Origin of the sequence: Nocardioides sp. (genome assembly GCF_044226305.1) — a bacterium.
In the GTDB taxonomy this organism is placed as follows: domain Bacteria; phylum Actinomycetota; class Actinomycetes; order Propionibacteriales; family Nocardioidaceae; genus Nocardioides.
The window spans coordinates 12,867-26,436 of sequence record NZ_JBGAHF010000013.1 but is presented as its reverse complement, the minus strand read 5'-3'; the positions used below and the strand labels follow the sequence as shown (position 1 = coordinate 26,436).

11 protein-coding genes are annotated in these 13,570 nt (G+C 73.8%); 10 read left to right on the top strand and 1 reads right to left on the bottom strand.

The window, feature by feature from the left end; genetic code table 11:
- The first annotated feature begins 5 nt into the window (after nucleotides 1-5).
- From ACILQ5_RS14310 to ACILQ5_RS14280, 7 genes are all read left to right on the top strand, one after another.
- Nucleotides 6-542 (top strand): SseB family protein, encoded by a 537-nt coding sequence (locus ACILQ5_RS14310; protein ID WP_395658688.1) that lies wholly within the window; start codon nucleotides 6-8, stop codon nucleotides 540-542.
- A 280-nt stretch (nucleotides 543-822) separates the two neighbouring features.
- Nucleotides 823-1,524: a translation initiation factor IF-3 gene (infC, locus tag ACILQ5_RS14305; RefSeq protein WP_395658687.1), complete on the top strand. Its 702-nt coding sequence runs from the start codon at nucleotides 823-825 to the stop codon at nucleotides 1,522-1,524.
- A 92-nt stretch (nucleotides 1,525-1,616) separates the two neighbouring features.
- The gene (gene rpmI / locus ACILQ5_RS14300; protein WP_371302015.1) at nucleotides 1,617-1,811 is read left to right on the top strand and encodes a 50S ribosomal protein L35; all 195 of its coding nucleotides are present in this window, start codon (nucleotides 1,617-1,619) and stop codon (nucleotides 1,809-1,811) included.
- 110 nt (nucleotides 1,812-1,921) lie between these two features.
- Entirely contained in the window at nucleotides 1,922-2,308 is a 387-nt protein-coding gene (rplT, locus tag ACILQ5_RS14295) for a 50S ribosomal protein L20 (RefSeq protein WP_395658686.1), read from the top strand.
- Nucleotides 2,305-3,084 carry a TrmH family RNA methyltransferase gene (locus ACILQ5_RS14290; RefSeq protein WP_395658779.1) on the top strand — a complete coding sequence of 260 codons (780 nt, stop codon included), beginning with the start codon at nucleotides 2,305-2,307 and terminating at the stop codon, nucleotides 3,082-3,084. Before rplT ends, ACILQ5_RS14290 begins: the two co-directional genes overlap by 4 nt.
- Nucleotides 3,085-3,095: 11 nt before the next feature.
- Nucleotides 3,096-5,375: an alpha-glucosidase gene (locus ACILQ5_RS14285; protein ID WP_395658685.1), complete on the top strand. Its 2,280-nt coding sequence runs from the start codon at nucleotides 3,096-3,098 to the stop codon at nucleotides 5,373-5,375.
- Nucleotides 5,376-5,393: 18 nt separating this feature from the next.
- Complete coding sequence (locus tag ACILQ5_RS14280) at nucleotides 5,394-6,431, top strand: ATP-binding protein (protein ID WP_395658684.1); 1,038 nt, start codon at nucleotides 5,394-5,396, stop codon at nucleotides 6,429-6,431.
- On the opposite strand, the gene ACILQ5_RS14275 is transcribed toward ACILQ5_RS14280, so the two are convergent.
- The gene (locus ACILQ5_RS14275) at nucleotides 6,414-6,815 is read right to left on the bottom strand and encodes an ion channel (protein WP_395658683.1); all 402 of its coding nucleotides are present in this window, start codon (nucleotides 6,813-6,815) and stop codon (nucleotides 6,414-6,416) included. The two genes, ACILQ5_RS14280 and ACILQ5_RS14275, sit on opposite strands and share 18 nt — an antisense overlap.
- A gap of 91 nt (nucleotides 6,816-6,906) precedes the next feature.
- On the opposite strand from ACILQ5_RS14275, the gene pheS reads away from it, so the two are divergent.
- The 3 genes from pheS to ACILQ5_RS14260 are packed head-to-tail and all read left to right on the top strand — an operon-like array spanning nucleotide 6,907 to nucleotide 13,487.
- A complete protein-coding gene (pheS, locus tag ACILQ5_RS14270; protein ID WP_395658682.1) occupies nucleotides 6,907-8,013 on the top strand; it encodes a phenylalanine--tRNA ligase subunit alpha in 1,107 nt (368 codons plus the stop codon).
- Between the two features lie 4 nt (nucleotides 8,014-8,017).
- Complete coding sequence (gene pheT, locus ACILQ5_RS14265) at nucleotides 8,018-10,501, top strand: phenylalanine--tRNA ligase subunit beta (RefSeq protein WP_395658681.1); 2,484 nt, start codon at nucleotides 8,018-8,020, stop codon at nucleotides 10,499-10,501.
- Nucleotides 10,437-13,487 (top strand): ATP-binding protein, encoded by a 3,051-nt coding sequence (locus ACILQ5_RS14260; RefSeq protein ID WP_395658680.1) that lies wholly within the window; start codon nucleotides 10,437-10,439, stop codon nucleotides 13,485-13,487. Before pheT ends, ACILQ5_RS14260 begins: the two co-directional genes overlap by 65 nt.
- The last annotated feature ends 83 nt before the right edge of the window (nucleotides 13,488-13,570 follow it).

Here is a 13,570-nt window from a genome sequence, read left to right as displayed (position 1 = left end):
GACGGGTGATCGAGCCGGGTGAGGACCGCGTGATCCCCGATCCGGGGTTCGCCGACGACGACGGCTCGGCCCCGGGAGGGGTCGTCGACGCCCTCGCCGGGTGGGCGGCCGGCACCACGTCGTACGTCGAGGCGCTCGCGGCCCTGCAGCGGTCCCGGGTGCTGGTGCCGGTGGTCGCGGTGCTCGGCGAGGTCGAGGTCGACGAGGCGGGCCTGGCCCGCGAGAAGACCAGCGACATGGCGACGGTGCTGCTGCGGGGCGCGGACGGCCGGCTCGCGCTGCTCGCCTTCACCGGCACCGGCCCGCTCCGTGCCTGGAACCCCGACGGTCGTCCGGTGCCGGTCGCGACCGCCCTGGCCGCCCGCTCGGCGATCCAGGACGGGGCGGCGGCCCTGGTCGTCGACGTCGCCGGGCCGGTGCGCTTCGTGGTCGAGGGCGACGACCTGGTGCGGCTCGCGGAGGGCTGGACGCTGGCCCGCCTGGGCGAGCGGTCCGCCTGGATTCGGCCGGACGAGGAATCATCGAGTAGCATCGAGCGTTGACCGATCAGTTCCGCCGTGCACGCGGTGGGACGGATCTACAAGCGGAGGCTCGCACGACCGCCTCCCACCCGCATCGACCGCCCTGCTCCACAGGTCGTCGGGTCCGGTCCTGAAGGCCCTCGGCCTCGCACGTACGCCGTACGTGAGGAGACCCGGGCCGGTAGGTGACGTTCCCCCCGGTGGGGAGTCGTCGGACTGGCTTCCGCTTGCTGACAGCGGAAGCCTTCTGTCATTTCGCGAGCCTTCGGGGGCTGCGGGACGGTGGGGGACCTCCGATCGCATGGCCACAGGAGGACACATCAGCACCGAGCTTCGAATCAACGATCGGATCCGGGTTCCCGAGGTCCGTCTCGTTGGACCCAACGGGGAGACCGTGGGCATCGTTCCCACGGACCAGGCGCTCAAGCTCGCCCAGGAGGCGGACCTCGACCTCGTCGAGATCGCCCCGCAGGGCAAGCCGCCCGTCTGCAAGCTCATGGACTACGGCAAGTTCAAGTACGAGAACGCGCAGAAGGCCCGTGAGGCACGTCGGAACCAGACGAACGTGATCATCAAGGAGATGAAGCTTCGTCCCAAGATCGACGCGCACGACTACGAGACCAAGAAGGGTCACGTGGTCCGGTTCCTGCGCGCCGGCGACAAGGTCAAGATCACGATCATGTTCCGCGGTCGTGAGCAGCACCGGCCCGAGCTGGGCTTCCGGCTGCTGCAGCGCCTGGCCGAGGACGTCAGCGAGCTGGGCTTCGTCGAGTCCGCGCCCAAGCAGGACGGGCGCAACATGATCATGGTGCTCGGCCCGCACAAGAAGAAGGCCGACGCCAAGGTCGAGATGAAGGCCGAGAAGGAGACGCGCGCCGCCGAGCGGGCCGCCGTGGAGGCCGAGGAGCGCGCCGAGCGCGACGCCGCCCACGCCGCCGGGCCGGTCGCGAAGAAGAAGGAGCGCGGCCGCTCCGAGAACCTCGATCCCGAGATCGAGGCCTGAGACCAGACCGGTCCCGTGGACCGGGCCGGACCACGTGCGTGGTCCAGCGTGCCGGGACACCGAACCAGAGCAGGACGAGAAGAGAGAGACAGATGCCGAAGAACAAGACGCACTCCGGTGCGAGCAAGCGCTTCCGCGTGACCGGGTCCGGCAAGATCCGGCGCCAGAAGGCCGGGCTGCGCCACAACCTGGAGAAGAAGCCCTCCAAGGTCACCCGGCGCATGAGCGGCACCACCGAGGTCGCCAAGGCCGACGTCAAGCGCGCGAAGAAGCTGCTGGGTCTCTGACCTCGCCCACCCGTCGGTGACCACGCCCGCCGTGGCACCGGCACGAACCCGGTGGTCGAGCACGTCGCGACCCCCGCACCCGAGTACTGAGAGCAACAAGGAGTAAGACAGTGGCACGCGTCAAGCGGGCAGTGAACGCCCAGAAGAAGCGCCGGGTCGTCCTCGAGCGCGCCAGCGGTTACCGCGGCCAGCGCTCGCGGCTCTACCGCAAGGCCAAGGAGCAGGTCACCCACTCGCTGGTCTACAGCTACAACGACCGGCGCAAGAACAAGGGCAACTTCCGTCGCCTGTGGATCCAGCGCATCAACGCCGCCGCGCGTGCGCAGGGCCTGACCTACAACCGGTTCATCCAGGGCCTGAACCTGGCCGGTGTCGAGGTCGACCGCAAGATCCTCGCCGACCTCGCCGTCAACGACGTCGCCGCGTTCAACGCGCTCGTCGAGACCGCCAAGGCCGCCCTGCCCGAGGACGTCAACGCGCCCAAGGTCTCGGCCTGAGCATCACCGTCCTGACGGCGGGCAACGCCCGCGTCAAGCAGCTGCGTCGGTTGAGCCGTCGCTCGGAACGCTCCGAGCGGCGGCTCTTCCTCGCCGAGGGCCGCAACGCCGTCGAGGCCGCGCTCGCCGCCGGCGTCGCGGTGGAGGTCTTCGTCCAGCCGGACCGTGACCACTCGCTCCCCGACCTCCCCGAGGGGGTCCCGCTCACCTGGGTCGACGAGCGGGCGCTCAAGGCGCTGACCGACTCGGTCACGCCTGCCGGCGTCGTCGCCCTGTGCCGCTTCCTCGACGTGCCGCTGGACCGGGCGCTCGTCGGTGGGTACGTCGCGCTCTGCGCCGACGTGAGCGACCCCGGCAACGCCGGCACCGTGATCCGGTGCGCCGACGCCGCCGGCGCCGGTGGTGTCGTCCTGGCGGGCCGCTCGGTCGACCTCTACAACGGCAAGACCGTCCGGGCCAGCGCCGGCAGCGCCTTCCACCTCCCGGTCGCGACCGGCGTCGGGGCCGCCGAGGCCGTGCACGCCGCCCAGGCCGCCGGGTTCTCGGTGCTCGCCACCGACGCCCACGGCGAGGTCGACCTCTTCGACGCCCACGAGATCCTCGCCCGGCCGACCGCGTGGCTGCTCGGCAACGAGGCGCACGGGCTCGACCCCGACCTCGCAGCGGCCGCGGACCACCGCGTCCGCATCCCCATCCTCGGCCGGGCCGAGAGCCTCAACCTCTCGACCGCCGCCGCCGTCTGCCTTTACGCCTCGGCGCAGGCGCAACGCCGGTAGGGTCGCGGGTCGTGCTGAGACCGCGCCTGCTGCTGATCGCGTCCCTGGCGCTGCTGGCGTCGCTCCTGCTGGTCCCCGCGGGAGAGGCGTCCCCGGCCACGCGAGCGGCGCCGGGCGTCCCGGTCGACACGCTGGACACGGTCCCGCCCGGTGCCCTGACCGTCGACCCCGCGGCCGTCGGGACCTGGACCGCCGGCGGCGTCACCGTCACGGTGTCCGTGGACGGTCTGGAGGCGGCGGTGGCGGACCGCACCGTCTGGTCGTCGCCGCTCGGCAGCGCGTTCGTCGCCGGTGGCCGGGGCGCGGTGGCCTGGGAGGAGCACCGGGGCTACTTCTGGCCGACGGTCTCGTACACCGACCGGCTCACCGAGCAGTCCGTCGACGCCGTCGCGGTCACCGACGACGCGGTCACCGTCAGCGGGACCCTCACCGGCGCGGTCGCCCCGGCCGGCGACGCGTCGTACGAGCTCACGGTCCGTCCCCGTCCGGCCGACGGCGCGGCGGTCGAGGTCACCACCTCCGCGGCCACGCCGCTGACCTCCGTGGTCCTGGTCTCCGGCCGCAGCGCCGGTGCCGGTGTGCACGGGTTCGGCGAGCAGTTCACCGACTTCGACCTCGACGGCCGGCTGGTGCCGCTCGTCGTCCGCGAGCAGGGGGTGGGTCGCGGGGAGCAGCCCCTGACCGACCTGGCCGATGCGACCAACCACGGGGCCGGCGGCACCGAGGCGATGACCTACGCCGCCTGGCCGTCGTTCGTGACCGACGACGTCCGCGGCCTGCGGCTGGACGCGAGCCGGCCGTCGTCCTCCGCGTTCGCCGTCGCGGACACGCGCACCCCGGACGCGGTGGCCCTGGAGCTGTGGTCGCCGTCCATGGCGGCCCAGGTCTCGGCGGCGGCGACCCCGGCGCAGCTCGTCGTCGCGCAGCAGGCAGGGGACCGTCGTCCGCCGTTGGCCCGATGGGCGACCGCCGGCGCGATCGTGGGGCTGCAGGGCGGCACCCGCGAGGTCCAGCGGGAGCTCGACCGCCTGCTCGACGCCGGGACCGACGTCGCCGGGGTCTGGCTCCAGGACTGGACGGGCAAGCGCACCACCTCCTTCGGGGACCGGCTCTGGTGGACCTGGCAGCTGGACCGCAAGCGCTACCCGCACTGGGAGCAGCTGGTCCGCCGACTCGACCGGCAGGGCATCCGCACCACGACCTACGTCAACCCGTTCCTCGTCGACGCCGCCCCGAAGGGGGACCCGACGATCCGCAACCTCTGGGCGGACGCCCGGGACCGGGGCTATCTGGTGGAGACGACGGACGGTGCGCCGTACCTCCTGGACCAGGGGGAGTTCGAGGCCTCGCTCGTCGACCTGACCGACCCGGCCGCCCGCGCCTGGTACGCGCGGACCATCGCCCGCTACGTGCTCGCCGACGGGGTCAGCGGCTTCATGGCGGACTTCGCCGAGGGGCTGCCGTTCGACGCCCGGCTGCACGCGGGCTCCGCGGCTGCGCTGCACAACCGGTGGCCCACCCTGTGGGCGCGCACGGTCCGGCAGGCCTGCCGGCTCGCCGACCAGCCCCGGTGCGTGACCTGGTTCCGCAGCGGCGCGCTCGGACAGGCCGCGTCGGCCCCGCTGTTCTGGAACGGCGACCAGCTGGTGACCTACAGCCGGCAGGACGGGCTCGCCTCGGCGCTGCTCGGCACGCTGTCGGCCGGCGTGTCCGGCTGGCCGCTCGTGCACTCCGACATCGGCGGCTACACCTCGGTCAACGCGTTCGTGAAGGACTACGTCCGCGGTCCCGACCTGCTCCAGCGGTGGGCGGAGTACCAGGCGTTCGGGGTCGTCATGCGCACCCACGAGGGCAACCGTCCCGACGCGAACCGGCAGGTGTTCTCGACCCGTGCGTCCGCTCGCGACTTCGCCTGGGCGACCCGTCTGTTCGCGGCACTCGCGCCGTACCGTCGTTCGGTCGTCGACCAGGCGACCCGCACCGGCCTGCCCGCGGTGCGGCCCGGCTGGCTGGTCGTCCCCGGGACCGCGGCCGCCGACTCGGACCGGCAGTTCTTCCTCGGCGCCCACCTGCTCGTCGCGCCGGTGCTCGAGGAAGGCGCTCGGCGCGTCGAGGTCACGCTGCCCCCGGGGACCTGGGTGCACCTGCTCACCGGCACCCGGTACGCCGGCGACCGCACCCTGACGGTGTCCGCACCGGTCGGCCGGCCGGCCGCCTTCGTGCGGGCCGGCGACCCCTGGGCGCGCCGGCTGCGCGCTGCCGTCGTCCATGCCGGTGTCGCTGCGCGCTGATGGCCTAGGGTGACGGCCGTGGACGCCTTGGACGCGCTCGCGGACGGCGCCGTGCTGGCCGGTCCCGACGGCCGGGTGGTGGCCGTCAACACCGTCGCCGGCCGCTACCTCGGGGTCGACCCGGCCCGGGCCCCCGGGCGGCCCCTGGCCGACGTGCTGGCCCTCCGCGACCAGGACGGTCGGGACTGGTGCTCCACCAACCAGCCCTACGACGGGCTCGCGACGCGCACGGCCGTGCCCGAGCAGTCCTGGCTGCTCCCCGACGGCACCGAGGTGCTCGTGGTCGCCCGGCTGCACCGACCTGCGCTGGACCGACCGGTCGAGCAGGTCGCGGTCAGCATCCGGTCCGGTCGCGGCCGAGCCCGGCTGGACCGGGAGCGCTCCGACCTGGTCGCGACGGTCGCCCACGAGCTGCGGTCGCCGCTGACCGGCGTCAAGGGGTTCGTCCAGGCGCTGCTGAACCGCTGGGACAAGCTCAACGACGAGCAGAAGAAGCTGATGCTCACCACGGTCAGCGCGGACGCCGACCGGCTGAGCCGGCTGATCGCGGAGCTCCTCGACGTCGCACGCATCGACACCGGCCGGCTCCAGCTGCACCCGCGACCGGTCGAGCCCGAGGTGCTGGTGCGCCGGGTGGTCGAGTCGGTCGGCGCCAGCACCAGCCGGCCGATCGAGCTGACCGTCGCGCCGGACGTCCCGCGGGTGACGGTCGACCCGGACAAGTTCGTCCAGGTGGTCACCAACCTCGTCGAGAACGCCGTCCGGCACGGCTCCGGCACCGTCCGGGTCGCCCTCGACCCGATGGGCGAGGCGCCCGGGGTCTCCGGGCTCCGGCTGGTCGTGGCGGACGAGGGCGAGGGGATCGACCCCGAGCTGCGCCGCCGGGTCTTCACCAAGTTCTGGAGGTCCGGGCGCAGTGGCGGCTCCGGGCTGGGGCTCTACCTCGTGCACGGCCTGGTCGAGGCGCACGGGGGCACGACCACGATCGGCGACGCGGACGGTGGGGGAGCCCGGGTGACCGTGATGCTCCCGGTCGACTCATTCCCTGTCGGGTAGCCGCTGCTCGAGGCCCTCGACCCGACGGGAGATCTCGTCGAGGCGTCCGAGGATCTCCCGCTCGAGGTCGGTGCTCAGCCGCTCCGCCGGCTCGGCCTCGGCGCGGATGAACATCGCCGCCAAGGTGGCGCTCAGCAGTGAGAGCAGCAGGAAGCCGGTCATCATCAGCACGACCGAGACCACGGCGCCGGTCGCGCTGTGCGGTCGGCCGTAGACGAACCCGAGGTTCGTCATCAGGCACAGCGCCCACCACAGACCACCCCAGAAGCTCGGGACCGTGTCGGACTCGACGGCGGCCGCCGCCCCGGCGCCGCCGACCAGGCAGATCAGGGCGAAGACGAGGGCGACCAGGCCGATCGTGCGCCCGGTGTGGGGTGTTCTCACCCCCCGATTGTCGCCCGCGGGTCGTGGTGGCGGTGCGCATCGGGTGGAACCGGTTCGCGCCCGCGACCGACGCGTTCCTAGACTTCACCCCGTGTCCGGTCCCAACACCGACTACGACCCCGTGGAGGTCACCGCCTTGAAGCCCGAGGAGGTCGAGGCCGCACGCGACGCGGCGCTCGCCGCGATCGCGGCCGCTGCCGACCTCGCCGAGCTGAAGCAGGTGCGCATCGACCACACCGGCGACCGCTCGCCGCTCGCGCTCGCCAACCGCGAGATCGGGGCGCTGCCGCCCCAGGCGCGCAAGGAGGCCGGCCAGCGCATCGGTCAGGCCCGCGGTGCGGTCAACCAGGCGCTCGCCGCGCGCCAGGCGGTGCTCGAGGCCGAGCACGAGGAGCGGATGCTGGTCGAGGAGACCGTCGACGTCACGCTCCCGACCGACCGGGTGCCGGCCGGTGCGCGGCACCCGCTGACCACCGGCGCCGAGCTGATCGCCGACATCTTCGTCGCGATGGGCTGGGAGGTCGCCGAGGGCCCGGTCATCGAGGCCGAGTGGCTCAACTTCGACGCGCTCAACCTGGGTCCGGACCACCCCGCCCGCACCATGCAGGACACCTTCTGGACCGACCCGCCCGAGGACCACCTGGTGCTGCGCACCCACACCTCGCCGGTGCAGGCCCGCACGATGCTCTCGCGCACGCCGCCGATCTACGTCGTGTGCCCAGGACGGGTCTTCCGCACCGACGAGTACGACGCCACGCACAGCCCGGTGTTCCACCAGGTCGAGGGCCTCGCCGTCGACGAGGGCATCACCATGGGGCACCTCAAGGGCACCCTCGACCACTTCGCCGCGCAGATGTTCGGCGAGGGCATCAGCACGCGGTTCCGCCCGTCGTACTTCCCGTTCACCGAGCCGAGCGCCGAGGTCGACCTGGTCTGCTTCGTGTGCCGCGGTGCCGGCGAGCTCGACGGCGCGCCGTGCCGCACCTGCCGCGGCGAGGGCTGGATCGAGTGGGGCGGCTGCGGGGTCGTCAACCCGCGCGTCCTGCGTGCCTGCGGGGTCGACGCGGAGCGCTACACCGGCTTCGCCTTCGGGATGGGCATCGACCGCACCCTGATGTTCCGCCACGGCATCGAGGACCTGCGCGAGCTCTTCGAGGGCGACGTCCGCTTCACCACCGCCTTCGGAACGGAGCTGTGACCAGATGAAGGCGCCTGCCTCCTGGATCCGCGAGTACGTCGACCTGCCGGCCGACGTGACCACCGCGGACCTCACCCACCGGCTGACCGCGCTCGGCCTCAAGCTCGAGGCGATCGAGAGCGCCGGGGCCGACATCAGCGGCCCGCTGGTCGTCGGCCGCGTGCTCACGATGGAGCCCGAGCCGCAGAAGAACGGCAAGACCATCAACTGGTGCGCCGTCGACGTCGGCGCCGCCAACGGCACCGGCGAGCCGCAGGGCATCGTCTGCGGCGCACACAACTTCGCCCCGGGCGACCTCGTGGTCGTGGTGCTCCCGGGCGGCGTGCTGCCCGGCGGGTTCGAGATCTCCGCGCGCAAGACCTACGGCCACGTCTCGGCCGGGATGATCTGCTCGGCCCGCGAGCTCGGGCTGGGGGAGGACCACGACGGGATCATCGTGCTGCCGGCCGACGCCGGTGAGCCGGGTGACGACGCGTTCGACGTCCTCGGCCTCCGCGAGGAGGTCATCGAGTTCGAGATCAACCCGGACCGGGCCTACGCGCTCTCCCTGCGCGGCATCGCCCGCGAGGCAGCGCTGGCCTACGGCGCTCCGTACCGCGACCCCGCCGACCGCGTGGTCCCGGAGGCCAACGACGCCGGCTACCCGGTCGTCGTCGACGATACGGCCGGCTGCCCGGTGTTCGTGGCCCGCAGGGTCACCGGCTTCGACCCGGCCGCACCGACCCCGGACTGGATGGCGCGGCGGCTCCAGCAGGCCGGGATGCGACCGATCTCGCTGGCCGTCGACGTCACGAACTACGTGATGCTCGAGACCGGCCGGCCGATCCACGGCTACGACGCGGACCGGCTCCAGGGCCCGATCCGGGTGCGGCGGGCCCACGAGGGCGAGCGCCTGACGACGCTCGACAGCGTCGACCGCGCGCTCTCGCCCGAGGACCTCGTCGTCACCGACGACTCCGGCATCATCGGCCTCGGCGGCGTGATGGGTGGCGAGACGACCGAGATGTCGTCGACGACGACCAACGTCCTCGTCGAGGCGGCGCACTGGGACGCGGTCTCGATGTTCCGCACCGGCAAGCGCCACAAGATCAGCTCCGAGGCCGGCAAGCGCAACGAGCGCGGCGTCGACCCCGTGATCACCCCGGCGGCGGCCGACCGCGTCGTCGAGCTGCTGACGACGTACGGCGGCGGCTCGGCCGACCCCGGCGTCACGGTCGTGGGCACGCCCCCCGAGCGTCCCCGGATCACGATCCGCCACGACCTGCCGGCCCGGGTGACCGGCATCGACATCGACGCAGCCACCACGAGCGCCAACCTCGCGGCCGTGGGCTGCGAGCTCGAGGAGGGCGACGGCACGCTGACCGCCACCCCGCCGCCGTGGCGCCCGGACCTCGTCGACCCGTTCGACCTGGTGGAGGAGGTCGCCCGGATCGTCGGCTACGACCAGGTGCCCTCGGTGCTGCCGCGCGAGGCCGCCGGCCGCGGGCTGTCCCGCGAGCAGCGGCTGCGCCGCCGTGTCGGCCGCACCCTGGCCGGGGCCGGCTGCGTCGAGGTGATCAGCTTCCCGTTCGTCGGCGACGCCGCGTTCGACGCGCTCGGGCTGCCTGCGGACGACCCGCGGCGCCGCACCGTCCGGCTGGCCAACCCGCTGTCGAGCGAGGAGCCGTCGTACACGACGACGCTGCTGCCCGGCCTGCTGAAGGCCGCCGCGCGCAACCTCGGACGTGGCGCGAGCGGCGTGGCGCTCTTCGAGACCGGCACGGTCGCGTTCCCCGTCGACCGCGGGCCGGCGCCGATCTTCGGCGTCGACTGGCGCCCGAGCCCCGACGAGCTGGCCAAGCTCTTCGAGACGATCCCCGAGCAGCCGCTCTTCCTGGCGGTGGTCCTCGCCGGTGAGCGCGAGCGTGCGGGTTGGTGGGGCGCGGGGCGCGAGGCCGGCTGGTCCGATGCGATCGGCCTGGTCCGGCGCCTCGGTGCCGAGCTCGGCGTCGAGGTCGATGCCGTCGCCGCGACGCGTGCGCCCTGGCACCCGGGTCGCTGTGCCGAGATCCGCGCCGGTGGCTCCGAGCTCGGTCACGCCGGCGAGCTGCACCCCAAGGTCTGCCAGGCCTTCGGCCTGCCGCCTCGCAGCGCCGCCGTCGAGATCGACCTGGACTTCCTGCTGCGGCTCGCCCGCGACGTCGTCCCGGGACCGGAGTTCTCGACCTACCCGCTCGCGAAGGAGGACGTCGCGCTGGTCGTGGCCGACGACGTCCGGGCCGCCGACGTCGAGGCCGCCCTGCGAGCCGGCGCCGGACCGCTGCTCGAGTCGATCCGGCTCTTCGACGTCTACGTCGGCGAGCAGGTCGGCGCCGGACGCAAGTCGCTGGCCTTCGCGCTGCGCTTCCGAGCGCCCGACCGGACCCTCACCGAGGAGGAGACCGGTGCCGCGCGCGACGCGGCCGTGGCGGTCGCGGCCGAACGGACCGGTGCCGTCCAGCGGACCTGACGAGCCGGCAGCTCCGCGGCTCGCGGTCCTCGACGAGGTCACCTGGGAGGGTGCGCCGGTCCCCGGAGAACGGACCCGCGCGCTGCTGCGTGCCCTGGTGGAGGCCGGGTCCCGCGGCCTGAGCGAGTCGGCGCTGGTCGAGGAGGTCTGGGGCGACGACGTCCCGGTCAACCCCACGAAGGCGCTGCAGGTCGTGGTGTCCCGCGGGCGCGCCGTGACCGGCCCGACGGTCATCGAGCGCACGAACCGCGGCTACCGCCTCGCGCTCGCCGACACGGACGTCGACGCGTGGGTGCTGCGCCCCGAGGGGCTGCGGCGGGCGGCCGCCGGGGAGTACGCCGCGGCGCTGCCGCTCCTCGAGCGTGCGCAGCCCGACGACGAGGTGCTCACCGCCCTCCTGCGGGCGGTCGCGGGGGTCCACGGCGTCCCGGCCGCGCTCGACCGCTACGAGACCTACCGTGCCGACCTCGCCGACCGGCTCGGCGTCGACCCGAGCCCGCAGCTGCGGGCGCTGCACGCCGAGCTCCTCGCGCGCGACCGGCCGGTCCGCGAGGGGCTGCTCTACGAGGCGTCGCGCCTGATCGGCCGGGAGCAGGACGTCGCCGCGCTGGAGACGATGATCCGCAGCTCACGGGTCACCTCCATCGTGGGAGCCGGCGGCCTCGGCAAGACCCGGATCGCCCACCTGATGGGCCGGCTCGCCGAGCAGCCGGTCGTGCACTTCGTCGAGCTCGCCGGTGTGACGTCTCCCGAGGGCGTGGCCGTCGAGGTCGGCGACGTGCTGGGCGTCCGCGAGTCGGTCACCGGGCGGCTGACCGGTGCCGTCGCCCGCCGTACCGACCTGCTCAGCCGGATCGTCGACCAGGTCGGCACCGCACCGGCGCTGCTGGTCCTGGACAACTGCGAGCACCTCGTCGACGCCGTGGCCGAGCTGGTGTCGGTGCTGGTGGTCCGGACACCGGCCCTGCAGGTGCTCACCACCAGCCGGGCCCCGCTCGGCATCGCGGCCGAGCGCATCTACCAGCTGCCGCAGCTCGGCCTCGACGATGCCGTCGAGCTCTTCGACGAGCGCGCCTCGGCAGCGCGACCCGGCGCCCGGCTCGACGACCAGGAGGTGCGCAGCCTGGTCGGTCGCCTCGACGGCCTGCCGCTCGCGGTCGAGCTGGCCGCGGCCAAGGTCCGCGTGATGTCGGTGGCCGAGATCGAGCGGCGCCTCGAGGACCGGTTCGCGCTCCTGCGAGGCGGGACGCGGGACGCTCCCGAGCGGCACCAGACCCTGCTCGCCGTCATCGACTGGAGCTGGAACCTGCTCGACGAGGAGCAGCGCGCCGCCCTGCGCCGGCTGGCGGTGTTCCGTGACGGGTTCTCCCTCGAGGGCGCCGATGCCGTCGTCGACGGCGATGCCCTGGTCCCGCTGTCGGCGCTGGTCGACCAGTCGCTGGCCACCGTGCAGGAGCGCGGCGACCAGCTGCGCTACCGGATGCTCGAGACGGTCCGTGAGTTCGGCCAGCTGCAGCTGGCCGGTGCCGGCGACGAGGCCGAGGCGCGCCGGCGGCAGCGCGCCTGGGCGACGGCGTTCGCGCTCGACGCGGACGACCGGCTGTTCGGACCCGAGCAGGTCGTGACGATGGCGGCGATCCGGGCGGAGGAGGGCAACCTCGTCGACGTGCTGCGCGCCGCCGTGCGTGACGGCGACGTCGATGCCGTGGTCGCGATCATGGCGTGCCTGTCGGACTTCTGGACGATCGAGGGCAGCCACCTCAAGGTCGTCAACCTCTCCCGTGAGGTCGAGGACCTGGTCGCCGACGCGGAGGTCGGCGCCGGCCTCGAGGAGGCGCTGCGCACGACGCTGGTCGCGATCGCGTTCAACACGATGATCTTCACCGACTCGCTGGAGGGTCGGGCGTTCGACCGTCTCGAGCGGGTCGGGTGGGGCGCCGCGCGCAGCCGCAGCGAGGTCTCGGCGCGGGTCCTGCTGGCCGCCCGCAGCGGCATCGCGACCCCGGGCGACGGCCGGGCTCCGGGTCCGCACCAGCTCGAGCAGCTCTGCGACGACGACGACCCGGCGGTCGCCCGCCTCGCGCTGCAGTGGTCGAGCCAGTTCCACGAGAACCAGGGCGAGGTCCGGCTCGCCCGGGAGCGCGCGCTCCGGGCGCTCGAGCTCGCCGACGACGCGTCCGGGCCGTGGACCGGTGCCCTGGCGCGCGCCCAGCTGGCCGGGCTGACCATGCAGGTCGGCGACATGACCGAGGCGATCGGCTACGCCCGCGACGCCATCCCCGTCATGGAGGCCCTCGGCGCCGACGAGGACGCCGCCCAGCTCAAGGCCGTGCTCGCCGTCGGAGCCATGCAGGACGGCCGGCTCGCCGAGGCCGAGCGGATCTTCGACGAGATCGAGGCCAACGAGGCCGGGTCCGGGATCTTCGGCGCTGCGATCATCCTGCTCTGCGGGCGCGCCGAGCTCGACCTCGCCGCCGGCCGGGTGGACGACGGGCTGCGCCGCTACCGGGACGCCGTCACGACGCTGTCCGCGCGCAGCTTCCCCGCGTTCGGCTCGACGCTGGGCTACGAGCCGTGGGTGCTGTACGCCGAGGCGGCGGCCGTCGCCGCGCACGCACGCCACGGCCGGCGGGAGCACGCCGCGGGCCTGCGGCGCAGCCTGCTGGGGAAGGCGCCGGTCGTCCTGGGTGGCACCGCCGGGTTCCTGGACTACCCGATCTTCGGCACCCTGCTGTTCGCCGTCGCGACCTGGGAGCTGACCGACGACCCGGACGCCGAGCGGGCCCGGCGAGCCGTGCGGGTGCTGGTCTGCGCCGACGTCTTCGGCTACAACCGGCAGCTGCCCAGCCTGGCCTGGGCGCCGGTCCTGGCGCTGGCCGAGCAGGCCCTCCCCGGCGAGGAGGCGCGGGTGCGAGCCGGGCTCGGGGACCGCCGGGCCGTCGACCTCCGCGACGAGGTCGAGGCGCTGCTCGCCGCGCTCGGCTGACCCGGCTCGGTGGTCGAGGTGTGAGGCGCGCCAGTCCTCGCCACGGTGGTCGAGGTGTGAGGCGCGCCAGCGCCGAGCCTCGA

Bases quoted from the DNA above. Each gene is read 5' to 3' on its own strand.
- infC (WP_395658687.1), top strand. From the start codon at position 823: ATGGCCACAGGAGGACACATCAGCACCGAGCTTCGAATCAACGATCGG.
- rpmI (WP_371302015.1), top strand. From the start codon at position 1,617: ATGCCGAAGAACAAGACGCACTCCGGTGCGAGCAAGCGCTTCCGCGTG.
- pheT (WP_395658681.1), top strand. From the start codon at position 8,018: ATGAAGGCGCCTGCCTCCTGGATCCGCGAGTACGTCGACCTGCCGGCC.